This is a genomic window from Nostoc sp. FACHB-110 (genome assembly GCF_014697425.1).
Classification (GTDB): domain Bacteria; phylum Cyanobacteriota; class Cyanobacteriia; order Cyanobacteriales; family Nostocaceae; genus Nostoc_B.
In genome coordinates this window covers 119,837-144,699 of the sequence record NZ_JACJRU010000013.1, presented here as the reverse complement: position 1 = coordinate 144,699, position 24,863 = coordinate 119,837, and the positions used below count along the sequence as shown (strand labels likewise).

Annotated in this window: 15 protein-coding genes; 7 read left to right on the top strand and 8 right to left on the bottom strand. The window is 37.9% G+C overall.

The genetic code is table 11. The features are described 5' to 3' along the window. Window positions 1-12: 12 nt before the first annotated feature. Window positions 13-5,802: an AAA family ATPase gene (locus tag H6G69_RS14890; RefSeq protein ID WP_397326929.1), complete on the bottom strand. Its 5,790-nt coding sequence runs from the start codon at window positions 5,800-5,802 to the stop codon at window positions 13-15. Window positions 5,803-5,927: 125 nt separating this feature from the next. Here H6G69_RS14890 and H6G69_RS14885 point away from each other — a divergent pair, with 125 nt between their 5' ends. Next, entirely contained in the window at window positions 5,928-6,722 is a 795-nt protein-coding gene (locus tag H6G69_RS14885; RefSeq protein WP_190688193.1) for a GH25 family lysozyme, read from the top strand. Between the two features lie 1,196 nt (window positions 6,723-7,918). Next, a complete protein-coding gene (locus H6G69_RS14880) occupies window positions 7,919-10,174 on the top strand; it encodes a DUF1796 family putative cysteine peptidase (protein ID WP_190688179.1) in 2,256 nt (751 codons plus the stop codon). A 215-nt stretch (window positions 10,175-10,389) separates the two neighbouring features. On the opposite strand, the gene H6G69_RS14875 is transcribed toward H6G69_RS14880, so the two are convergent. Continuing rightward, window positions 10,390-11,889 carry an AMP-binding protein gene (locus H6G69_RS14875; protein WP_190688177.1) on the bottom strand — a complete coding sequence of 500 codons (1,500 nt, stop codon included), beginning with the start codon at window positions 11,887-11,889 and terminating at the stop codon, window positions 10,390-10,392. 262 nt (window positions 11,890-12,151) lie between these two features. On the opposite strand from H6G69_RS14875, the gene H6G69_RS14870 reads away from it, so the two are divergent. After that, the gene (locus H6G69_RS14870) at window positions 12,152-13,270 is read left to right on the top strand and encodes a hypothetical protein (protein WP_242072067.1); all 1,119 of its coding nucleotides are present in this window, start codon (window positions 12,152-12,154) and stop codon (window positions 13,268-13,270) included. A gap of 183 nt (window positions 13,271-13,453) precedes the next feature. Here the strand turns inward: H6G69_RS14870 and H6G69_RS14865 are convergent, their stop codons facing one another. Continuing rightward, the gene (locus tag H6G69_RS14865; RefSeq protein ID WP_190688171.1) at window positions 13,454-14,821 is read right to left on the bottom strand and encodes an NB-ARC domain-containing protein; all 1,368 of its coding nucleotides are present in this window, start codon (window positions 14,819-14,821) and stop codon (window positions 13,454-13,456) included. 542 nt (window positions 14,822-15,363) lie between these two features. Between H6G69_RS14865 and H6G69_RS14860 the strand changes: the two genes are divergently transcribed. Genes H6G69_RS14860 through H6G69_RS14845 form a run of 4 tightly spaced genes read left to right on the top strand, consistent with a single transcriptional unit; the run spans window position 15,364 to window position 21,113 of the window. Beyond that, on the top strand, window positions 15,364-16,089 hold the full coding sequence (locus H6G69_RS14860; RefSeq protein ID WP_190688169.1) for a helix-turn-helix domain-containing protein: 726 nt from the start codon (window positions 15,364-15,366) through the stop codon (window positions 16,087-16,089). Next, on the top strand, window positions 15,983-18,712 hold the full coding sequence (locus H6G69_RS14855) for a peptidase domain-containing ABC transporter (protein ID WP_190688166.1): 2,730 nt from the start codon (window positions 15,983-15,985) through the stop codon (window positions 18,710-18,712). Before H6G69_RS14860 ends, H6G69_RS14855 begins: the two co-directional genes overlap by 107 nt. Window positions 18,713-18,735: 23 nt before the next feature. Further along, entirely contained in the window at window positions 18,736-20,298 is a 1,563-nt protein-coding gene (locus tag H6G69_RS14850) for an HlyD family efflux transporter periplasmic adaptor subunit (protein ID WP_190688163.1), read from the top strand. A gap of 59 nt (window positions 20,299-20,357) precedes the next feature. Further along, window positions 20,358-21,113, top strand: a complete 756-nt coding sequence (locus tag H6G69_RS14845) for a peptidylprolyl isomerase (protein ID WP_190688160.1) — start codon at window positions 20,358-20,360, stop codon at window positions 21,111-21,113. Between the two features lie 86 nt (window positions 21,114-21,199). Here the strand turns inward: H6G69_RS14845 and H6G69_RS14840 are convergent, their stop codons facing one another. From H6G69_RS14840 to H6G69_RS14820, 5 genes are all read right to left on the bottom strand, one after another. Further along, window positions 21,200-21,979, bottom strand: a complete 780-nt coding sequence (locus H6G69_RS14840) for a peptidylprolyl isomerase (protein WP_190688158.1) — start codon at window positions 21,977-21,979, stop codon at window positions 21,200-21,202. 24 nt (window positions 21,980-22,003) lie between these two features. Beyond that, complete coding sequence (locus H6G69_RS14835; protein ID WP_190688155.1) at window positions 22,004-23,026, bottom strand: aldo/keto reductase; 1,023 nt, start codon at window positions 23,024-23,026, stop codon at window positions 22,004-22,006. 160 nt (window positions 23,027-23,186) lie between these two features. Continuing rightward, a complete protein-coding gene (locus tag H6G69_RS14830; protein ID WP_190688152.1) occupies window positions 23,187-23,396 on the bottom strand; it encodes a hypothetical protein in 210 nt (69 codons plus the stop codon). A 502-nt stretch (window positions 23,397-23,898) separates the two neighbouring features. Next, window positions 23,899-24,120 (bottom strand): hypothetical protein, encoded by a 222-nt coding sequence (locus tag H6G69_RS14825; protein ID WP_190688149.1) that lies wholly within the window; start codon window positions 24,118-24,120, stop codon window positions 23,899-23,901. Between the two features lie 133 nt (window positions 24,121-24,253). Further along, on the bottom strand, window positions 24,254-24,463 hold the full coding sequence (locus tag H6G69_RS14820; protein ID WP_190688147.1) for a hypothetical protein: 210 nt from the start codon (window positions 24,461-24,463) through the stop codon (window positions 24,254-24,256). Window positions 24,464-24,863: the final 400 nt, after the last annotated feature.

Here is a 24,863-nt window from a genome sequence, read left to right as displayed (position 1 = left end):
TATAGGTAAATTTTACACAGGTATTTGAATCATAAATTTTGTGCCTTTGCCTAAAACAGATTCACAGGTTAATTTGCCATCGTGTTTTTCCTCCACAATTTGACGAGCGATGGCAAGTCCTAAACCTGTTCCCTTACCTACGCCTTTTGTAGTAAATAAATTGTCAAATATTTTTTGCTGCACTTCTGGACTCATCCCAATGCCATTATCAGCAATTTTGATGACAACATATTGATTTTGCAGAGATGTTTGAATTGTAATTTGCTGTTTTATTTCTTGATTTTTGGCAATTTTAATTTCTTCTAAAGCATCAATCGCATTAGCTATAATATTCATAAATACCTGATTTAATTGCCCAGGAAAGCACTCAATTGCCGGGATATTGCCATAATCTGTGATGACTTCGATAGCCGGACGTTTTTCGTTAGCTTTAAGGCGATGTCGCAGAATTAAGATTGTGCTATCAATACCTTCATGAATATTAAAACTGACTTTATAATCTTGGTCAGCACGCGAGAAAGTGCGAAGACTAGTGCTAATATTTTTGAGGCGATCGCAAGCTAAAATCATCGAATTAATAACTTTTGGTAAGTCTTCTAAAAGATAGTCTAAATCAATTTCTTCAGCATGATCTTGAATTTCTTCACTGGGATGTGGTAAACTTGCTTGATAAAGCCGTAAATGTTCAAAAATCTCCGCAATTGTGGGCTGAGTTTGTTTTAAACTAGCAGCAATAAAGCCCAAAGGATTATTCATTTCGTGGGCAACCCCGGCAACTAAATTACCCAAAGCCGACATTTTTTCACTTTGCACCATTTGTAATTGGGCTTGTTGTAAATTCTGCAAGGCGGCTGCTAATTCTTGAGATTTTTGGTTGATAGCCGCTTCGGCTTGTTTGCGTTCACTAATATTTCTACTAAAGGCAAAGTTATAGGCTTTACCATTAAATTCCACATAGTTAACAGTAACTTCCACAGGAAAAATATGGCCATCTTTGTGCCGATGATAAGATTCAAATACACAAAAACCTTTTTGAGATAATGATTGCCAATGTTCTTGCCATAATTCTTGCGGGAAAGCAGCATCAAAATCAAAAATATTTTTTCCAATAATCTCGTCTTTCGGATATCCCAAATCTTCACAAGCTGCATTATTCACATAAAAAATGCTGGCATCTTCTTCAACCCACCAGATACCAACAGATGCTCTATCGATTGAAAATTGTTTGAGTAAAGAATCTTGAAGTGCTTGCTGTGCTTTTTGGAAAAGTTGGGCATTTTCTAGAGATATTGCCGCTTGGGAAGCCAGAAGTTTAATAACTTGTACACGTTCTTGAGTAAATACCCCAGCAGTTATTTTATTTTCTAAGTAAAGCAAACCTACTAAATGCCCTTGATTTACTATCGGTGTACACAATACACTCTGGGGTTGATGTTGCAGCATATATTCCCCAATTACCCCTGGTATATCTGTTTGGCAATTTTCAATCACCAGTGTTTTTTGGATATTCTTAACATAATGGATAATTCTTGTGGGAATATCTGGGTAAGTTTCGAGTAATTGTGGTTCCAGAATCGTGTGTAATTTTTCATTCTCAATCACAGCAATGGCTTGTACTTGCCAAGTATGATTATCGGACAGCAACAATATAGCTTTTTTTGCACCAGAGTTTTCTAGAATAATTTTTAGTAAATTAGCAATTAATTCATTTAATTCTAAAGAACTAGAAATTGCTTGCGCCGCTTTGATAACAGAATTAAGATCCAGAATTTCGGAATAACTGGTGCTATTGCTGCTAGAAGTACGAGTCGATAAATTTACCTGATTAGTCGCCAGAGTTTCTAAGAAATTTAAGTCATATTTTTGTTGTTGCAAAATTAAATTTAACAGTTGAGGATAGTGTTTTTCTAAGTCGGTAATTTTGGCTTTTGCACCCCAGCGAGCATAACAGTAGTATGCTTCTTGCATATAACCTGCGGCGATTTTCTCTTTGCCCCAATTGAGGTAAAATTTAGCTGCAAGTTCATTGGCTAAAGCTTCTTCTTGAATGTAGCCGTTAGTTTTGGCTCCTGCAATAGCGCGATCGTAAAAATCTCCAGCCTCGTATAATTTGCCTAATACTCGATGTTTTTCTGCTTCGATTAAATCAAATTTATGCTGGTGATTTATTGGCCCATGATATGCCCATTGTTGTAACTGAGTTTGGTTTTGCGCCACTCGTTCTAATACAGTGGCAACTGCGCTAGAACCTGGGCTGAATTGGGCTAAAGCCACCAAAGAATCATATAAATAAAAAATCGGGAAAGTAGTCGAACCTGATACAGCAATTAAATATTTTCGGCACTCAAAAGCATAAATATTGCCTTGTTCAATTTCTGCGAACAAACAGCATAGTTGCAGTTTATGTAGGTAGAAAATATACAAGCCAGAAAAATCATTGGCTAAATGCAGCCGAGACAGACATTCTGCTTCTTGCAGGGCTGAACCAGACAAAATAGTAAAATGTTCCGCATTGCCTAGTAAATTTAAAATACTTTGCCACAAGATACTGCAATAATTCGCGGTTAATATCTGTTTAAGCTTAAACAAACTATCATAGTAAGTCCGTATCTCTTCTTCCATACTTACTAAAGTTTGACCACACCAAAAGGAATTTAAGCAGAAATTGTAACCGCTATTGCCTGCAAAGATTAAGTTACCGACTTCTAAAGCAGTTGTGTAGCTTTCCCGCAACAAAGGTAATGTTTCCTTAAGGTGAGATTTTTGATGCAGAATAAAACCTGCCAACACCATTAATATTTCTGGTTTACTAGCTTTAGCATCAAGTTTGACAACCACATCCCATGCTAATTGACCAAACTTGATAGCTAAATCTACATCTTGCAGCAGCTGGCAAATAATCACGCCATGAGAAATATAACCGTAAGCAGAAGCAGGGATATTACCGTACTGCAGAGATAATTTAACAGATAAAGCCGTCAGTAATGGCAGTATAGGAGAAGCAGAAACATAAGCTGCTGGCAATATACTGCGAATAGACTGCACAATGGCAATAGCATTAGCATCTGTCATCACAGGCAAATGAACAAAATCTGCAAATTTTTTGTTCGCCAGTAATTCGTTAATTTCTTGCATTGACTGTTGAATATCTTGTGGTGTTGGTATTTCTGGCAGCGTGACACCCAAATTTTGTAAAATTTTTCTTCCAGTTTCAACAGCTTCAACTTGTTTATTCTGCCAATGATTTGCGTCAATTCTCAAGCAGTAAACATTCACCTGTTCTAGTAAAGATTGTGCTTGGTTAATCACAACATCAATGAACAGTTCCATAGCCGCAAAATCACCGCACAGCATAGCTAATTCCGCAGCTAATTCATGCAAGGCGAGAGTGATTTCATATTGCTGTTGCCAAGCTTGTGGACTTAACAAAGATAATCCCAGCGTGGCATACTCCCGCGCGGCTTGATAAGCGGTGGCGGCTTTAGCTTTGCGACAAGCCATCAAGTTGAGTTGGGCAAGTTCCTCTTTTTCTGTTGCTTGGGTAATTAAATCAATACCTTGATTTAATTGATTGACAATTTCAAAAATCCGCTCTTCTCTAGCAGTGGGAGAAATTTTTTGTAACAGTAGTTTGCCGATGCGGTAATGGGTTTTCTGTTTTTGTTCTAAAGGAAATAATGAATAAGCTGCTTGTTGAATGCGATCGTGTAAAAATCGATATTGAACTGATATTTGATGATAATCATTGTTGATAATAACTTCATCATTAATATCTCTTTGATAAAATTTATAAATATTATTATTCGGTACAATTAACCCTTCGTGTAAAGCTTTCCATAAATCCGCTGCTACTTCAATTTCTGATGTTTCCGCTACAATTGCTAAAGTTGTCAAATCAAATTGATTTCCAAGATGAGCGGCTAATTGTAATACATATTGCGTGGCTACTGGCAATCTTTGTAACTGAAAGGTCATGAATGTGACTACATCATTTGTCAGTGCCTGTTGATTTACTTTTGTGATGTCACATTCCCAACAGCCCAAGTCAAAGTTAAATTGAATCAGATCATCTTGATGCAGCGCTTTGAGAAACTGTGTTGTAAAAAAGGGATTGCCGTAGGTTTTTTGTGATATCACTTGTGAAAGTGTCCAAGCTAAATTTTCCGGACATTTCAGGGTATCAGCTACTAATTGATTTACTTGTTCTTGTCTGAGTGGTAATAAATGTAATTGATGAATTGTTGTGTGTGTTTTTTCAATTTCACTCAAAGTTAACATTAATGGATGTAAGGCACTGACTTCATGATCTCGATAAGCACCAATTAATAACAGATATTTACTCTCGGTGATTAATAGCTGCATTAATTTTAATGATGCGACATCTGCCCATTGCAAATCATCTAGGAATAATACTAAGGGATGTTCGTTACTGGTAAAAACTTTAGTGAATTTTTGAAATATTAAATAAAATCTATTTTCGGCTGTTGTTCCTGATAATTCTGGTACTGGTGGTTGTTTGCCCAGAATCTGTTCGAGTTCGGGAATCACATCAATAATGACTTGTCCATTGTCGCCAATAGCCGCTAAAATTTTAATTTGCCATTGCTGAATTTGGCTATCACTTTCTGTTAATAATTGTCCGATTAAATCACGGAATGCTTGGACGAAGGCACTAAAAGGAATGTTGCGATTAAACTGATCAAATTTGCCTTTAATGAAATAACCATGTTGTTTGACAATGGGTTTATGAACTTCGTTGACGACTGCGGTTTTGCCAATTCCCGAAAAACCAGAAACCAACATGATTTCTGTTGCGCCTTGAGTGACTCTTGCAAATGCTTGCAGTAGGGTTTTAACTTCGGCTTCTCTACCATAGAGTTTATCAGGGATGATGAAGCGATCGCACACATCCTTCTGCCCAATGACAAAACTCTCAATTTTACCCGTTTGTTGTAATTGCTGTAAGCAATTTTCTAAATCAGATTTTAGTCCCAAGGCACTTTGATATCTGTCTTCGGCATTTTTCGCCATTAATTTCATGACAATATCACACAACACTTTTGGTATTTCTTCCCTGCTGCTTCCTACCGCCTGCGTTCTGCCTTCTAGACTAGGCGGTATTTTCGCAATATGAGAATGTACCAATTCCATGACATCATTTGATGTAAAGGGTAATTCGCCTGTGAGTAATTCATAAAAAGTTACACCCAAGGAATAGAAATCTGTGCGGTAGTCAATACCCCGATTCATTCTTCCGGTTTGTTCTGGGGAAATGTAGGCGAGGGTTCCTTCTAAGACATTCGGGTTAACGAGAGTTTGGGTTTCCCGTGGGAGTAATGTTGCAATACTAAAATCAATTAATTTAACTTGTTTGGTTTCGGGATTAATTAAGATGTTGCTGGGCTTAATATCTTTATGGATGATCCCCTCTTGATAGAGTAAATGGAGTGCATTGCACAGTGAAATGGCGATTTCTAAAAACTCTTTTAGAGATGCTTGGTTTTGCTGTAGTAGCCATTGCTTGAGAGAGATGCCACCAAAATCTTCCATAACCAGCACATAACCATTTTGATAAGATTCTAGGCTATAGGTTTGGACAATCCAAGGAGAATTGAGATTTTTCGTAATGGTGTACTGATTACAAAATGATAAGAGTTCCTGATAGTTTGGATAAAGATTTTTCAGCAGTTTGATGACTACTCTTGATAAGTCAGTTTCTCGATATCCTCGATAAACTATAGTCCTGGAGCCATTATATAGTTCTTCGGTGAGTTTGTATTTAGGAAGAATGAGCATAGTCATGAGTCATTAAATATACTCATTTAGTATTCCCATACGCTCATTAAAATTTTTTATAGATTGCGTATTATTTTTCCTAACTGTTGATAAATTTGCTATGACATTATTAAAAAAATTAAGGAATTTTTATGCTAGGAATTGATGTGGCAGATCAAGATGGTAAAGTCGATTGGACAGCAGTCAAAAACTCTGGTAAAACTTTCGCTTTTGTCAAAGCGACAGAAGGTGCTAGCATTAAAGACTCAGCTTTTGCTCATCACTGGCAAACAATGAAAGCTGTAGGAATTATTCGTGGGGCTTATCATTTCTTTCATCCGCACAAATCTGATCCTGTGGTACAAGCTCAAGAATTTTTAACAACTGTTGGTAAATTGGAGCCAGGAGACTTGCCGCCAGTTTTAGATATAGAAGTGACTGATAATGTTAGCAATCCACAAGTTGTGATTGATGCTGCTAAGAAATGGTTAGAACAGGTTGAAAAAACACTTTTACAGCAAACAGGAAAAGCTATTAAACCGATTATCTATACTTATCCTGGTTTTTGGAACGAATTGGGCGATCCTGATGATTTTAGCAGCTATCCACTATGGATTGCCCACTACGATCAACCCCAGCCAAGTGTCCCTCATACGTGGGGTGGAGAATATATTATCCATCAATATAGAGGTGATGTCTCTGGCGTAACTGGAGTGAGTGGTAAAGCAGACCTCAATCGTTTTAATTTGTTGCAAAAAGGGGATGTGGGGTTAAGAGTTAAGCAGCTACAACAGCAGCTAACAAATATTGGCTTGTTTACAGATGCGATTGATGGAAAATTCTCATCAGCAGTGGAAGCAGCTGTAATCAGTTTTCAATCTTCTAAAGGATTGCAAGCAGATGGGATTGTTGGCATTAAAACTTGGATAACTTTACTATGGATTTAGTCAAAGTTAAGAAATTACCGACATCTGCATTCAAATGCTAGGTTAACTTTGGTTGTTTAGGCATAAAAAATGCGATCGCTACTTTTTGAGCAATAGCGATCGCACAACAAACAACAGTAAGCAAATTAGTAATTATAGCTAACCATCTAATTCGCTAAAAATCAATTATTAAACAATAAACTAATACCGTCGAAATACTTGAGTAACATAGAGAATAATATGTAATTAGCCGCAATGAGAACAGCAATGATAAGATGTGGCGTTTTGATCAATGTAATTTTCATAGGTTAATTAGCTTGAGGATAGAAAAGTGGGAAGAAAGTCCCCACTTGTCACACTTTAGTACCCTACAAGTTTTAACTTTCTTATCCTATAGCGAAATCAGTTGAAATACGGAAAGATTTTCTGCACCTAATTTTTAAAGCCGCAGTTATAGCAGATGACAGATAATATCGTTTTACTTTAAGTTTGCTCAAATGAGTCGCTCTAGAGTACAGAGTAAGAATGAAAAACGAATAGAAGAGTAATTTAGAATCATTAGTCTATTTTGAGCGAGCAGAATGTGATTAAATTTTCTAACATTCTGGCTACTAAATTCCGGCGAATGTATTCTTATTCAATTATAATTTGATTAACCTTAATTTAAGATTTGGTAAACAAAATTATGCTAAATCTGCAAAGAAAAAATAGTTGCCTTTGTCATTAATGAGATACTATAAACTAGTAGCTTATATTAAAATTAAAATAAATAAAAATTAGCCAAATTTCTCAGACAAATTTTTAAACTTTAGCAACTCTGACAAAACTCCTACATATAGTGTTCCACTTAGAGGTGGTTTGAAAAGTCTCAATTATGACTCATCGGGCGATTTCCCATCGTCCATTACTTTTTCAAATACCTATTGCCTGACCCCTTGAGGAATTTATAAATCAAATAAGATGACTATAGGTCAAATTATCAACACTGATTGTTTACCTAGACCATCTTGAAAAATGAATTGAACAGTATCTCAAAATTTGTACTATTGACCAAAAAGTTAGCCTCTAGTTCAAAGTGCAATTTTGGGCAAACATTACCTAGAGGTAGACTAACAGCTAGTTAAATCTGGGCTGGAGATGTAGTATATGATACTGTGAAAACATATAAAAATTCACTTATTTCTGTAACATTTTATTCTTCAATAAGCAAAAAATATATGTATCAATTCCAGATTATTGCATATACACAAACTGGTGAATCTATTGGTCTAGTTGGCTCTACACCAGAATTAGGGTCTTGGGATATTACTAAATGTGTTCGTCTGCACACCAGTGGCGATCGCTATCCTATATGGTGGACAGATGAAATTGATATTCAGCCGTCTAAAGATGGGGGCGATAATCAGAACGTGGAATATAAATATGTGCGTTTTGATACGAAAGGTTATGGACAATGGGAAGCTTTTGGGTGGAATCGTTGGCTACCGATTAACCATGAGCATTCCAGTACGATTATTGTGGATGATGGAGCATTTGGTTATTTACAGACTTATCCTTTCGGATACATTGAACAATCAATAAAAATAAATCAACCCAGGCGCGAAGGTGACGAAGGTTTAAAAATAGCTGTCATCGGCAGTTCTGTAGCGGTGGGTCATAAAGCCTGGTTGTTTGAAGGTTGGGTCTGGCTACTGACGCAGGCTTTAGAACAAAAATATGGACATAGAGTAGTTAATGTATCGGAAGCGGGAGCCAATGTTAGCAGAACGATCGCTCGCTTTGCTTCAGTAGTTACACCAGAACAACCTGATGTAGTAATTATTGCCTTATCTTTAGGTAATGAAGGATTGGCTTATTGTGCGCCCCACGAACGGCGGGCAGTACAAAGGCGGTTTGAAAGCGGTTTGCAGCAGTTGGTGAAAATGACGCGCAAACTCGGAGCGTTGCCAATTTTAGGGGGTGTTTATCCAAATAACAATTATTCTTCTGAGCATTACTGGCTGTTAAAAGATACCCACAATCGTATGTTAAATTGGGGTGTGCCGATTTTAAATTGGTTGCCAGCCTTAGATAATGGCCAGGGACGCTGGCGGGAAGGGATATCTTTTGACCCGGCGCATCCCAACACCTTCGGTCATCGCTTGATGTTTGAAGCGATAAACTTACAATTATTTGATATCGACAAAGCCAAATTAGCCAAAGAAAATCCCCATTTCTGGCAACCTAACGAAATTCCGATTTATCTTGATCATGCGGGATTTTATGTTTGTGCCTACATCGAAGAAAAAAGTCTGCGAATTAGTAATCCATCACCCTACAATTACACCATTGCACCTTATTGGCAAGAACTCCAAACGGTTGTGCAAAGCAAAGCCAAGTTGCTTCCAGGTATTTACGTTGCCAAAAATCCCCAGCCGGGAACACTGCCGTTTTTTGCTGTACAGGAAGATGGCGCGATCGCTACAACCGTAGAAATACCGTCAGGTTCTGATTTAGAATATACTGCCGCTTTTAATTTATTTGCCCCGAATGACTCCCAAGTTTTGTTTTATGATGGGCATTTGGGAATCTTGCAAAAAGATGAAAGTCATCTCTGGGTAATCAACGAATCAGACCATGAATATAATATCCATCCCATGTGGAAAGAAGTCCGGCAGGCATTAAAAGCCGTACCAGCAGGTGTTTACGAAGACCCATTACACCCAGATATTCCCTTCCGCACGATGATGATAGGTAAAGATGGGCTGGAAAGTCGAGTGAAAATTCCCTCACAGTCGGCGGTGTTATTTGAATATCAATGTAAATTATCAGACATTAGTCGCGTAGCAATTGTGCCATTGGGCGATCGCTGTGCGGTGCGGATGATGCTGTATAAAATGGAATATGATGGCCCGGCTTTTCCCTTTGACTTAACCCGCACTACCAAGATTGCAGACATCGCAGATATCATCGAAAATCGTTTTGATGATATGTGGAATCCCAGCTTGCTAGATTACAGTCCAGAAGCAGGGAGAATTTATCACAGCAAATGGTCTGGTTTATCCTTTGCCCATGAAGTGGAAGCCACAGACAACCCTGTATATGATATGTCTCCTGTGTATGAACGGATGCGGGTACGCTACACAGCACGTTCTCAAAGATTTTGGTACACAGTTGAAAATTGCGACCAAGCACTGTTTGTCCGCACGGGTATATGCGATCGCGGCGGCGTGTTAGATTTAGTCAGCAAACTAGAAAAACACTGCCAAGGTAAACCATTTCAACTTTTGCTACTTTCGCCCCAAAACTCTGATGAGTTTTTAGATATTCCCAATGTGCTGCATTACAATGTCGAGTTTAACCCCGACCGGATGTATGATGACTTGGAACATTGGATGTACTGCACAGAAATTATGCGGGAAATTTTAGAATCTTTGGGTATTTCCAGCAAAAATTTGTTTTGGTGTCCTCCCAACGTGCGCGTTAAGGAATGAAGACTATGATTGTTTACTCACGCAGAGACGCAGTGAGCAGTCCGTTGGGCGGCTTTGCCGACTTGAAGGAACTGCGAACCCGAAGGGAGGCGCGGAGAATGAGAGTTTGAGCGATCGTATTTTTAGGCGTTGCTGAATCATGGGATGAAATTGGATCAGACAGGATTTCAAACTCCTTGTTCTCTTGGCGTCTTTGCGCCTTTGCGCGAGCTAAATCATCCCGCAATTATGCAACGAAATAACTCAACTACTGCTGGCTTAGTTACTTTACCCATTGCATTGCGGGGTAACTCGGCAACTGTGAGTATTTTAGTTGGCACTTTATAAACTGCTAATTGCTCTTTTGCCCAACTCCGAAACGATTCTAATGTTAACTGGCGTTGGGGATGCAATACCAACGCCGCACAAACTCGCTCACCCCACTCAGAATCAGCAACTCCCACCACTGCACATTCTTGAATATCGGGATGATTTCTTAACACTTCTTCAATTTCTAAAGCAGATACTTTATAGCCGCCAGTTTTGATAATATCTACACTCATTCTGCCAAGAATGCGATAGTTTCCGTTCTCCACTACAGCTAAATCTCCTGTACAAAACCAGCCATCTTTAAAAGTTTTGGCGGTTGCTTGGGGATTTTGCCAGTATTCTAAAAAGACACCTGGGCTTTTAACTTGGATTTCGCCTGGTGTTCCGGGTGGTACTATTTCTCCACTTTCATCAACTAATCTTACTTCTACTTGCGGTAAAGGTTGACCAACATAACCTGCATAACGTTGACCATGTAAAGAATTTGACAACGCCATGCCAATTTCGGTCATTCCATAGCGTTCTAGAAGAAAATGACCACTGATAGTTTGCCATTTTTCTAAAACCTGTACTGGTAAAGCGGCGGAACCAGAAACCATTAGACGCATTTTTTTACAACCTGCGCTCATAGTTTGTTGGCGTTCAGCTGTGGTGCTTTCCCAAGCGGCGATTAATTTTACATAAATCGTTGGCACTGCCATAAATAAGGTTAAGTCACCAGTAGAAATGCGATTCCAGACAACTTCTGCATCGAATTTGCTTAACATCAGACATTCTGCGCCAGCCCACAAAGCACAGGTGAGGACGTTGATAATGCCATGAATATGATGTAGTGGGAGTACGTGTAAAATGCGATCGCTTGATGTCCATTCCCAAGCTGTAATTAAACTGGTAACTTGTGCTTGGATATTTTGATGAGTTGTTACCACACCCTTTGGTTTGCCTGTTGTCCCACTGGTATAGAGAATTAACGCACGCCGAGTAATATCTATTTCTGGCAGACTAACAATAGTATCTGGTAATGCTTCCGAAGTCAGGATAAATCTGAGATTGTTTTCTGTGGCGAGCGATCGCATGATATCCTCATACTGCGGATGGGCAACAATTACCGATGCGCCTGAATTGATAATTACATACTCTAATTCTGGTCGTGGGTGCGAAGTACACAGAGGTACAGCTATCCCCCCAGCCCGCCAAATTCCCCACTGTGTCGCTACATACTCAAATCCAGGCGGAATCAAAAAAGCTACTCGCTGTTCTTGTAAATCTACTGTATTTTGTAATAGATTTGCCGCTATTTGACTAGAAGCTTGTAGCAAATCTTGATATGTAAATGTGCCTTCATCTGCAACAATGGCTATTTTCTCATGATGTTCTTCTGCACGATTAATTAAAGGAAGATTCACTTTTGTTTACCAATTTATGCTTATTATCAATTTAATTACTGAAAGCATATAGCAATCTCAAATATTTTTGGCATTTTTTTGGCTTTAACAGGAAATACAAAATAGAAAATCTCGTGCAATCTGTAAATTTTTTTTCTTCATAACCTATTCATAACCTATTCGCCATAGACAATCCGGTAGTCTGAATTCCTAATTAGAACGGTGTGGGCAGCAGCTATTTGTTCAAAATGCTGTTAATGTCATCAGAATCGAGGATATGGTAATGACCAAGCTTGACTACTCATTATTGCGACGCATAAATCATACACATTTACTCTTAAAAATGTGTTTACTAGCTCTGACTATACCGTTTTTAATCTCCATTGCCGGGAATTTGGTATTTGCCAAAGACAGAGAAAATGCCAATGCATCTTATGAAATTGGACTTTGGGGTGACTTACCTTACTCAGCTGCTCAAGAAGCTGGTGTAACAAGACTGATTGATGATATGAATTCGCAGAAACTAGCTTTCACTGTTCATGATGGTGATCTCAAAGCTGGTTCTAATAGCCTCTGTGACAATGCTTTATATGCCAAAGCCAAAAGTTACTTTGATGCTCTAGAAGCTCCCGCAGCTTTTACCCCCGGTGACAACGATTGGACAGATTGCGATAGGGCTTCCAATGGCGGATTCAATTCTCTAGAACGCCTCGACTACGAGCGTCAAATATTCTTTAGCACTCCTTTTTCTTTGGGTAAACGTCGATTACTTCAAGAAGTACAAACTACACCTCTGTGTCTTGGTGTGAATGGTGAAGTGCCTTGTGTGGAAAATCGACGTTGGACAGTTGGCAGAGTTACTTATGCCACCCTCAACATTCAAGGTTCTTGTAATAACTTATGCGACACTGCACCTAACGAAAATGAGTATTTAGCCAGAAACGCAGCGAATATTGCGTGGCTAAAAGAGACTTTTAAAGTGGCAAAAGAACGCAACTCGGCAGCAGTAATGTTAATCTCCCAAGCTGAACCTGGATGGGATCTGTCTGATGGTACTAGATCGCCTTTGCGCGATCCAAAAACCCTTGTAGAAACAGATCAACAACCTGATGGCTTTAAAGACTTTTTATTAGCATTACGCGATGAAGTCATTGCTTTTCGTAAACCTGTAGCTTATGTACATGGCGACTCTCATTACTTCCGAATTGATAAGCCATTTTTAGATTCTCAAGGTAGACGGCTAGAAAACTTCACCCGGGTTGAGACATTTGGCGACAATCAAGCCAACGGTACTAACGACGTACAGTGGGTTAAAGTGACTGTCGATCCCTCCAGCCGAGAAGTGTTTTCATATCAACCACAAATTGTTCCCGGAAATCGCGTAGCCGTTCCAGCACCGTAATCAAACAATAGTTATTTTCAGACTTCACAGGTGTAGGGGTGATAAAACTCTGATTCAATCGTGATTTTTAGAGTAATTACTCATCACTCTTTAAAAAACCTACACTTGTGATCTTCCTACTCCCCACTTCCCTTTATCTCTCCTTGATTTTTCGTTTTGCTTTGTAAGCACTATGGGGAAGTTTTATGCGCGTTTTTTATCTTCATTTAATCTTTTGGATACAGGAATTAATTTGTTCACATAATTTCTCACAACAGGCTGGAGAGAAAAAAGAGTTTCACTAGTATTTTTATCTTCACTTTGAACTTTTTCTAGCAGCGATCGCCCGCCTAGCGATTCTAAAGCTACAATCAACTCTGAGGTAGTTATGGAATTTTGCATAGCCTGTTGTAGGTTCTGAACAGAGACTAAATTATTTTGTTTAGCTAAATAATACATAATTTCTTTTTCTGCATTTGACAGACGCTTAAACTGCCAATCAAGAATTTCTCGAAACATATCACTCACTACTAAAAATTCATACTTGAGAAATTCATCAACATTACAGCTAAATACTTCTTGAATTGTAGTAGCCACTATTTTTAGGGCTAGAGGATTACCTCGATAAGTTTGAATTAATGTTGACCATTGTTGTTCTCCAGTCAAACTCTTACTCTGCAAAATTTTTTGTGCGGCTTCTGGTTTTAGACCTTTGAGTTCCAAGGCACGCACACAACCTGTAGAACTTTCTAACAGAGCAATTTCTCGGGGTTTTTCTATACTTGTCATCAATAAACAGCTTTGATGCTGTTCTTCTCCTAAACGTCTTAATAGTATACCGTAACCTTCTGATTCATTGTGATAACGCCAAAAAACTGTGCTACTATCTAAGACTATTTCTACAGCGTCTAACACTAATAAACAATGCTTTTCGCGCAAATATTTGATTAATAATGAAACTCTTTGATCGAGGGCTTCTGGCAAATCAATTTTCTGTGGCTGAGATAAGATTGTAATTAAATTGGCTAAAACATCCTGAATTGTTGGGGCTTGATGGAGAGATTGCCAAATAATGTATTCAAAGCGCTCTTGAATTTGCCTAGCTAACTTTACAGACAGATAAGTTTTGCCAATTCCTCCCATACCTAACAATGCTACAATTCGACAGCGATCGCGCACAATCCATTTTTCTAATGTTGCTAGTTCTTCAGTCCGTCCATAAAAAGCTGAGACATCAGGCGCGCCATTCCAAATGTGATGCAGATTAATGTCTTGTTGTCCATCACTTGGGAGATGATTGGGCAAATCTGAATAGCTTTGACTCAGATATTGTTGATACTGAGATACTAAAATTTGTTGTAATTTAGTTAACTTGACAGGGCCACTTCCGGGAATTTGAAACTTACGATATACCTCGCTGAGTCTCTTGCGAACAGTATCTTCACTAACATTCAACTTCTTGGCAATTGCTGGAGTTGAATCACCATCCATTGCTAAAACTACAACATCTAGTTCAAGATTAGATACACCTTTCGCCGTCGCTAAGGTTTGAAGAAAATCTTGGTTAATCATCGTGGTCAAAGGGTTAACCCCCTGAGTTCTGATTTGAAAGTGCTGAGTAACAATACTAGTCACTCTTTCAGATTTTTTTGTGTACGCAATTCATGATGACCACTTACTAATTCATCAGAGAATGCATATATTAATTTAAAACATCACATGAGTGAAATCAAGTTTGATTTTGTCTCTTTACTGTTACTAATTTGGCACGAAATTAGTAGCGATCCCAAAGCAAATATAAAATTATTGATTTTGCCATAATTATTTTGTTTATATTTAATTAATAATTTGGCAAAATAAAAATTTATCAGAGGAAATTAAGTATATTCAGTTAAGATTTTTTTATGATATAGCGAATTTCTAATTATAGTGTTGACCCCCGCTTGTGAGGTCTCTTTACCTATTTTTAACTTGACAAAGTAGATTTGAATGAGAATAATAAGCATTGTTACATCATTCATGTGATAAGACGAATCGGAGACTTATTTCATCGTATTAGTTAAACAGTTGTACCAGTTATTTAGCTAAGTCGATTCTCCCAACGATTACTAAATATGTCACAGCAGAATAATCAAATTACTTGCAAAGGCAATGATCTGGTGCAAGAGCAGATATTAACGCCTTTTCAGCGCAAACTGCTGCAAAAGAGTTTGCAAGAAGATTTACCTAATCAATATCGCCAGCGCATTCAAATTATGTTGCTAGCTGATCAGGGAAAATCTCAAGTTGAAATTTGTCGAACCCTAAAATGTAGTACAGCGACAGTCAGACATTGGACGCACATAGCACGCACTGGTATGGCCCACCAATGGCAAGATTGTCCAATTGGTCGTCCGAAAACAGTGAATGAGGCCTATTCAGAACGTTTAAAAGAACTGATTAGTCAAAGTCCCCGTGATTATGGCTACTGTTTTAGACGCTGGACAATCAGCTGGTTAAGCAAACATTTGGCTAAAGAATTGGGAATTGAATTGAGCGATCGCCATATCAAACGACTGCTCAAACAAATGGGCTTATCAACCATTCCAAAACAAAGTCAACAATCAGCAGCCACAACCCAAAAACCAAATAATGCCAAAATCTTAATCCACGACCTTAAATCCGAAAGCATCATGGATGAGCGTGGACTTCTGCCGATTAACTTAGCAACATTGGGTAGGGAGTTAAATATTCATGGTGGGAAATCTCTCCGAGCAGTTAATTTCGCTACAACAGTTGAACAAATTTTTGGGCTGCTCTCTGACGGAAGCAGAATGGCTTTCTTATGGCCCAGAATTTAAATATTTAAAGCCAAAAGTCGGTAAATTTTGGCAAGGAAGTGAGGCTCAACCTGGTATTTACATCGTGATTACAGGTAAAACTCGCTTGTTGAACGAAACCGGTGAATTAATCGCCACTCTCGAAGTCGGAGATTCCTTCGGCGAATTTACCTTATTTCCCGAAGCTCGTTTCCAAGCTTATGCGGCCAGAGCGAGTGTTAATTTGCAATTATGCTTTGTTTCTGGTGAAGTCTTATCATCGTTGATGAAGCAGTATCCTCAAATCCGACAACATTTATGGGAAAAAGCACAGCAGCGTAACTTGTTATTTAACTGCGATCGCCTCCCCCAAACAAATATAGACTCTCCGACAAATCCCTCAAACTATCCTATATCCAACTCCTTCACAGAGCCAAAATCCGCCAAAAAAATTAGTAAAGCTTACTTTCCCAATCCTACACAAAGAGTCGGACACTTACTACAACGAGTCATTCGTCGCTATCCATTTTTCGCCCAACAAAGTTCATCCGACTGCGGTGCAGCTTGTTTAGTCATGGTGTCTCGCTATTGGGGAAAAAGCTTTAGTCTCAATCGCCTGCGAGATATTGCCAACGTTGACCGCAATGGTGCATCACTGCGCGGATTATCTGTTGCCGCAGAAAGTATCGGTTTTACTACAAGACCAGTCAAAGCTAGCCTTGACCAATTAGCTAAACAAAAACTACCTGCGATCGTTCATTGGGAAGGCAAACACTACATCGTTGTCTATGAAATCACATCCAAACACGTTATAGTTGCAGACCCCGCTATTGGTCAGCGTACCCTCAGCCACACACAGTTTAAAGCTAATTGGACTGGCTATACACTGCTACTACAACCCACAGCTTTTTTTAAAGACGTTAAAGAAGCAACAACCCCCTTCTGGCAATTCTTTGAGTTGATGAAACCTCATGGATTAGTCATGCTAGAAGTCTTTGTAGCTTCAATATTTATCCAGATATTTGGACTCATCACCCCACTATTCACCCAGCTAATTTTAGATAGGGTAGTTGTACAACAATCAGAACTGACTTTGACAGCAGTCGGATTGGGTTTATTGATTTTTAGCTTATTCCGCGTAGCAATGACCGGATTGCGACAATATTTGCTCGATCACACTGCAAACAAAGTTGATTTAGCATTGATAGTTGCATTTATTCGCCATACTCTACAACTACCTTTAAGCTTTTTTGAATCTCGCTATGTCGGAGATATTCTCTCTCGCGTCCAAGAAAACCGGAAAATACAACGCTTCTTATCTGGTGAAGCATTATCTATTCTGCTAGATTTATTGACGGTTTTTATTTATGTAGGTTTAATGTTTTGGTATAGCTGGAAAATGGCACTGCTTTCATTGCTAATAGTGCCACCTTTTTTTCTGCTGGCATTAATCGCTACACCATTTTTACAAAAAATTTCTCGAGAAATATTTAATGCTTATGCCAACGAAAGTAGCTATCTAATTGAAGTTTTAACTGGTGTGAAAACAGTTAAATCGACAGCAGTAGAACAAACAGTACGCTGGCATTGGGAAGAATTATTAGATAAAGAAATTCAAACCAACTTTTCTGGACAAATTATTAGCAATCGCTTGCAAATATTTAGCAACACAATTCAAGCAATTGTCACAACAGTTTTATTATGGTTTGGAGCGCATTTAGTCATACATAATCAGTTAACTATAGGGCAACTAGTAGCATTTAATATGCTGCTGGGTAATATTATTACTCCTTTCCAACGTTTAACAGTATTATGGAATCAATTGCAAGAAGTAGTGATTGCCACTGAACGCATCAACGATGTTTTAGATACAGAACCAGAAGAAGATTTACAACATCAAGCTAGACAATCTTTACCATCAATTCAAGGCGAAATTCGCTTTGATAACGTGACATTTCGCTATCATCCAGAAAGCGATATAAATGTCTTAGAAAATCTCACTTTTGAGGTCAAACCCGGACACATGGTGGCATTAGTCGGACGTAGTGGTTCAGGAAAAACTACAATTTCTAAATTAGTACTAGGTTTATATCCGCCTACAAATGGCAAAGTCTTAATTGACAAACAAGATATTACTAGTATTTCTTTACGTTCCTTACGTCATCAAGTTGGAGTAGTTGATCAAGATACTTTTTTATTTGGTGGTACAATTCGAGAAAATATCAGCTTGGGTCATCCTGGGGCGAGTTTAGAACAAATTATTGTAGCCGCAAAACTAGCAGGTGCAGACGAATTTATTAAAAAACTACCAATGGGATATGAAACCCAAATTGGTGAAGGTGGCGGCTTATTATCTGGCGGACAACGACAACGCATCGCTATTGCTCGGGCATTATTAGGCAATCCTAAATTATTAATTTTAGATGAGGCAACCTCTCATTTAGATGCAGAATCAGAAAGAATTATTCAGAATAATTTCAACACAATTTTGAAAGGAAGAACTACTTTAGTGATTGCTCATCGCCTCTCGACTGTACGCAATGCAGATTTAATTTTAGTGCTAGATAAAGGTGTGTTAGTTGAAAAAGGAACTCACTCAGAATTGATGGCAAAACGAGGACATTACTTTTATCTTAATCAACAACAATTAGATGCTTCTGTATAAGAACTTAAATTTTTTTGTAACTTATGCCAAATACACTAAATGGAAGAGTAAATTCTCAAACTCATCACTATGAATTGAGTGAAAAAAATACATCTCAAAATCAAGTTAGTGAAGAGAATATTCACAATCTAACTCTAAAAACACCAGTGATATCCACAGATGATTGGTCTGATGTCACCAAGGGGTCACTCGATAGTTTACCTAAAGTTTGGACAAGAGGATTACTCTATTTTTTAGTAATATTTGTGTCTATAGTTTTACCTTGGGCAATGCTCTCTAAAGTAGATGAAACTGGTATGGCTAGAGGCAGACTTGAGCCGGAAGGAAAAACAATAAAGTTAGATGCTGCTGTACCGGGAACTGTCGCAGAAATTCGAGTTAAAGAAGGTGAGTTAGTCAAAAAAGGGCAAATTTTATTAGTGTTAGAATCTGAGTTGGTCAAAGCAGAATTGCGACAAACACAAGATAAATTAGAAGGACAATTAAATCGACTTTCGCAATTTAATTTATTAAAGAATCAGTTAGTAGTAGCTTTAGCAACTCAACGACAACAAAATCAAGCGCAAGAATTAGAAAAACAGGCTCAAATTGACCAAGCACAACAGAATCTTAGTGCTACTACAAATTCTGCTGACTTAAAAAAAGAAGAAAAACTATCTCAAGTTAATCAAGCACGACAAGTACTTCAGCATAGCCATACTGCTAATCGATTAGTTGAGAATAGTTTATCTAGCACTCAGCGCGAAGTTGAACGCTATCGCAAACTTTTGCAAGAACAAGTTGTTCCGGAAATTAAGTTTGTGGAAAAACAGGATCTAGTTCAAGAACAAAAGAAATTATATGAACAAACAAAGTCAGATATTGAGCAAGCCAAGTTACGGTTAGCAGAACAACAAAGCAGTTACGAACGTACTCTGCAACAAGCAGATACAGATATTAAATTAGCTAAGTTACAATTACAAGAACAACAAAGAAGTTATCAGACATTGACTCATTCTGGTAAGCTTGCCATCTTAAAAACTGAAGAACAGTTAAAAAATTTAGAAACAGAAATCACCTCACTAAAAGCAGAAATCGCTCAAACTAAGAGTCAAATTAAAGCTTTAAATTTTCAGATAGAACAACGAATTCTAAAAGCTCCAGAAGATGGTACAGTATTTCAATTACCTATCCAAAAAGCTGGTTCTGTAGTGCAACAAGGAACAATGGTTACAGAAATTGCTCCTTTAAGTTCACCTTTGATCATTCGAGCGCAAATTGCCACTAATGAAAGCGGTTCTTTGCGTACAGGATTACCAGTTAAGTTAAAATTTGATGCTTATCCTTTTCAAGATTATGGCGTTATAGAAGGTAAGTTAATTGAAATTTCTCCTACTAGTTTAGAGATGGATACTGGTAATGGTAAATTAGCAGCTTATGATTTAGAAATTTCTCTCAACAAGCATTGTATCTCGACAGGTGATAAGTGTATTGCCTTGCGCCCAGGAGATACAGCCACTGCGGAGATAATTGTGCGTCAGCGTCGCATTATTGACTTTTTACTCGACCCATTTAAGAAGTTGCAACGGGGTGGAGTGGAATTATAAAAAGATTAAAAACAACTTGTATTTATTGAAGTTTAGGTAGCTAATTGAGGAAGCATATCATGTCAAAAATTATTACTATTACGAGCGAAGACATTCTCGACCAAGTGAGGCTAACTTGTAAACTTCCTGAACTAACTGAAGCTATTATTAGTCGGAAGATTATTGAAAATACTGCCCTAGAAGTTGGCATAAAAGTAGAACCAGAAGAACTGCAAAAAGCAGCAGACCAGTTTAGGTTAGTTTATCAGCTGCATAGTGCTGAACAGACATGGGGATGGCTAGAAAAACATAGTCTTTCATTAGATGATTTTGAGCATATTGCACATACAACTTTTGTTTCTGGTAAATTAGCTAATCACTTATTTGCTGATAAAGTTGAACCTTGGTTTTTTGAACATCAACTCGATTATGTTGGTGTAATTATGCATGAAGTTATTTTAGATGATGAAGATTTAGCTATAGAACTTTTCTACGCTATTCAAGAAGGCGAGATGAGTTTTTATGATGTGGCTCACAAATATATTGAAGATGTAGAATTACGTCGTCAAGGAGGTTATAAAGGTATATTACATCGCAAAGATTTAAAGCCCGAAGTCTCTATGGCTGTTTTTGCGGCTAAACCACCTCAACTTATCAAACCAATTATGACTTCTAAAGGCGTACATTTGATTTTTGTCGAAGAACTGATTCAGCCACATTTAGATGAAAAACTACACGCTATTATTTTGTCGGATTTGTTTGCTGAATGGTTAAAGCAACAAGTTAAGGAATTTAAAACAGTGATAAATCTTGATTTAAATCAGCAAGTAGCCTAGAAATAAAAAATTGATGTTCATTAAAAAACTGGAGCTAAATTAATTTAGCTCTAGTTTTTTACTAACTTAATTATAAAAGTTTTTTGTCACGAGCCGGGAAGGGCAAAATTTAATTTTCCTTGTAACCAAGCTTGAAAGAATGAGTCTAGAACTTCTTCTCTCAGTTCTGCATTAAGTTCAAGAGGAAAGAATTTCTCTACTCTAATAATGTGATAACCAAGTGTAGTTTGAATCGGCCCTATTAATTCCCCTTCTTTTGCTTGAGAAATGGCTGTGGAAATTTCTGGTAAAAGTTCTGATAAAAAGCGAATTCCAGCAAAGCCACCGTTTTCTTTAGATTGTTTACCTTTGGAATGTTCTAATGCTAACGCACAAAAAGAAGCATTTTCTTCTTTGATAATGCGGACTATTTGTTGTGCTTGTGTTAGTTCGCGCACAAGAATTTGAGAGAGAGCCACACGTCTAAAGTTTTGGCGATGTTGGATATAGTAATTATCGACAATTTCGCCAAATAATAATTCTTTTAACTTCTTGGTTAATAAGTTTAATCTAATTCCATAAGACCAATCTTCTACGGTAATACGTTGCACAGAAAGCCACAATAGGGTTTCTGAAGCTCCTAATAATTTGTGTTCTAGACGAAATTGATCTCCGGCTGCTTGTAATTCTGCATCTGAAGCCGTCACATTTAATTGTTCACAGAGGTTCAAAATTAGGGCATCTTGTTCAGCTTTGGCTGCAATTTCCGCAATTTGAGTAGAACGACGTAGATAAGCCAGAATTTCTTCGTCTTTAGCCGGAGGAATTTCTGGTAATGTAACTTTTTGGAGAGGCTGTAATTGAGTTGTTTCTAAAGTATCTTTCATTGTTGGTTTTGATGAATAATAAGTTTATCGTGAAGCTTGGGAAATGAGTTTTTCAGGTGAAATTTGATGAATTTTTAGCTTGTTACGATGTAAATCACCGCAGAGATTTAGATATTCAATTTCAGCAGGGGAAAGTTTTCCCTGTTGGATGGCGGCGAGCGCTTGATCTATTTCACATCGCTTAGTCAAACCTGTTAAGCAGACATCTACACAGTTCTGCGTTAAAGAATAACGGTATAAATCTGGGACAGTAGGTCGCCAACAATCTTCTGGTAAGCCTACTGGGGGATTTCCTAAAAAACCTGTGTGGGAACCTGCGCTCTTAAATGTGACGACACCTTGTCGAGTTTTATCTTGAGGATCTAATTGATTAAATATTAAATTTTGGGCTGAACGATGGGCAATATTATGTCTGACCATGACTACATCTAACAAAGGACTATTTAGCCACTTTTGAGCTACATTTAAGTCATGGAAAGAAGCACCGATATAACGCACGACCCCCATTTTTTTGAGGCGTTCTGAGGTGTCAAACATTCTTTCGATAGTGCGCTGATAGACGCTATTTGGGCCTCTTAAATCAGGAGATAGCTGTAAACAATTGTGTAAAGCTGATTCATCTTGCTCGCCAATCCAGCCCCAGAAAAATACATCAATGTAATCAATTCCTAATTCCATGAACTGATCTAATAAAGCAGCGATCGCCATTTCTTGACTTTTAATATAAGTCACTGTGGCTAATACTACTTTTTCTCGTACCGAAGAACCGCGCCCACACAACTGACGCAATGCTCCAGACATCCAACTATAGATGTGATGATGGAGGTCGCTAGAGTAAAAAAAGTAGTTAATTCCTCTGTCAAAGGCGTAAAAAGTATCTTCGCTGGAAATACCACCACCACCACCCAAGCCCAGACAACTAACTGTTAAATCAGTCCGTCCTAGTTGACGATAAAACGGCAAATCAGATTCTATATTTTGATTTGTCGTATGAGTAACTTTACTTTCTAATGTTGCTTGAGGCGGTGCGAGGTCGGTTAGTTTCATAAATCTAACGGGGCTGAGATGTCTGCAAATTAATTATTTAAAAACAGGATGGCTCGAATTAATTGTGAGCAGTATAGATATAAAAATATACCAGCCATCCAATTTTTTAGAGAATATTTACTTATGCAATTACGATTAAAATACTGGCATCAGCCGTAAGTTAAAGAGAGCGATCGCTTTCATCTGAGCGGTTATTTTGCCCTTCTTGATTGATTTGTCGGCTTACTTGTTCGTGACGATTATCGGATTTTTTCACAATATCTCTAACTATAAAATATCCCACGTTTGCAGCTAAAACCATTGCCAGAACAGTTAAAGCACCGATGATTGCCCATTGAGAATCTGTAAAGTCAAAAAAATGACGTTTCATAACCTTAATCTCCTGCTGATTAAAGTAACTAAGCGGAGCATCAATTAACCAAGTCAAGGTATTTAGTAGTCAATACTATCTTAGCTTAGGTGACTACCTCTATACTTCACTTCAATATATATGTATAGAAGTAGTAAAAGGGAAATTTGAGTAAGGGTAAAGGGGTATATAAGTGTAAGTATCTAAGTATTCAAAACCCCGACAAACTTATACTTTTACCCCTTTCCACCCAATCTTTGTAATTAAGCTCTAACAAAGACAAAAAGACTAACACATATCTTGCACCAAGCGACTGAAGTCGCAGCTACACAGACAAAACCCGCACTTCGACAAGCTCAGTGACCACCTGCGCGGGTTCCAAACCCATGATATTGCGTTAGTCCGCGTAGGCGGACTTCGTTTGTATAGCCGCGAATTCCATTCGCTGGGGCTAGGTGCAAGATGTGAACTAATCTAATGTCTTCAACTTAATTAAATATGCTAAGGAAGTGATTGGTAAGTATTACCAATTTTTAACAATGTTGTAAGTTAATGCAGCAGAAGCAATAGCAGCACCAACAGCAGCAGCACCAATTTGAGGTGAAGCAGGAGAAATCAATGTAATGAAGACTCCACCATGAGTTGCGCTAGTTAAGTCATCAGATAGTTCTTCTAAATAGCTTTCGCCATCAAAGAACAATGTAGAACCAGCAGGACGCAAATCGGTAATGTTGATAGTTGCCATGATCAGTGACCTCCAAAAGGGTTAATTTAAATTCAGGTTGAAATAGCTATAAATCATCTGATAGCTGTAACTAGCTGCCAGTGATATCCAAAACAGAGTCAAGATGGTGCAAAATTGCGATGCGATCGCTTCGCTATTTGGAGAAGTAAGCAACAGCCGCAGAAACAGCACCGCTAATTACAGCAGCACCACCAACTACAGCTACAGAAGCCCAAAAAGGAGTTGGAGTTAATCCGCCTTGAATGCTGAGTTCACCCTCAGACAATTCATCCATAAAGCTTTCGCGATCGCAAAGAAGATCGCAACCAACAGGACGTAAATCTGCAATTGCAATAGCAGCCATTTTGAAATGTACTCCTAAGTCAAATTATTTAAGTTAAGGCTAGACTTTGAAGTGCCTTGTCGATTTATATCTTCTAATATTAATTAAAAAAAATCTAGAGGCGTAATATATAAAAAGGAGACAAAAAAATCACAAATCAATGTCCGTTTATTCGCTAAAAATGAACATATTTGTTAATTACAATCTGCTTTCATAACAGATTATGTCCATTTCGTAAAAATTACTGCTATTAAAAACCATAAATATAATTTTTATGACCTTTTTTAATATTATTCAAAGTATTGAGTATCTAAACAAATTTAAATTTTTATTTTTCTTATTTGCTTGACAATTTTAATATTATAACAATATAAAAAATCAGCCCAAACAATTGCTTGGGCTGACTAACACAAATTTAAAT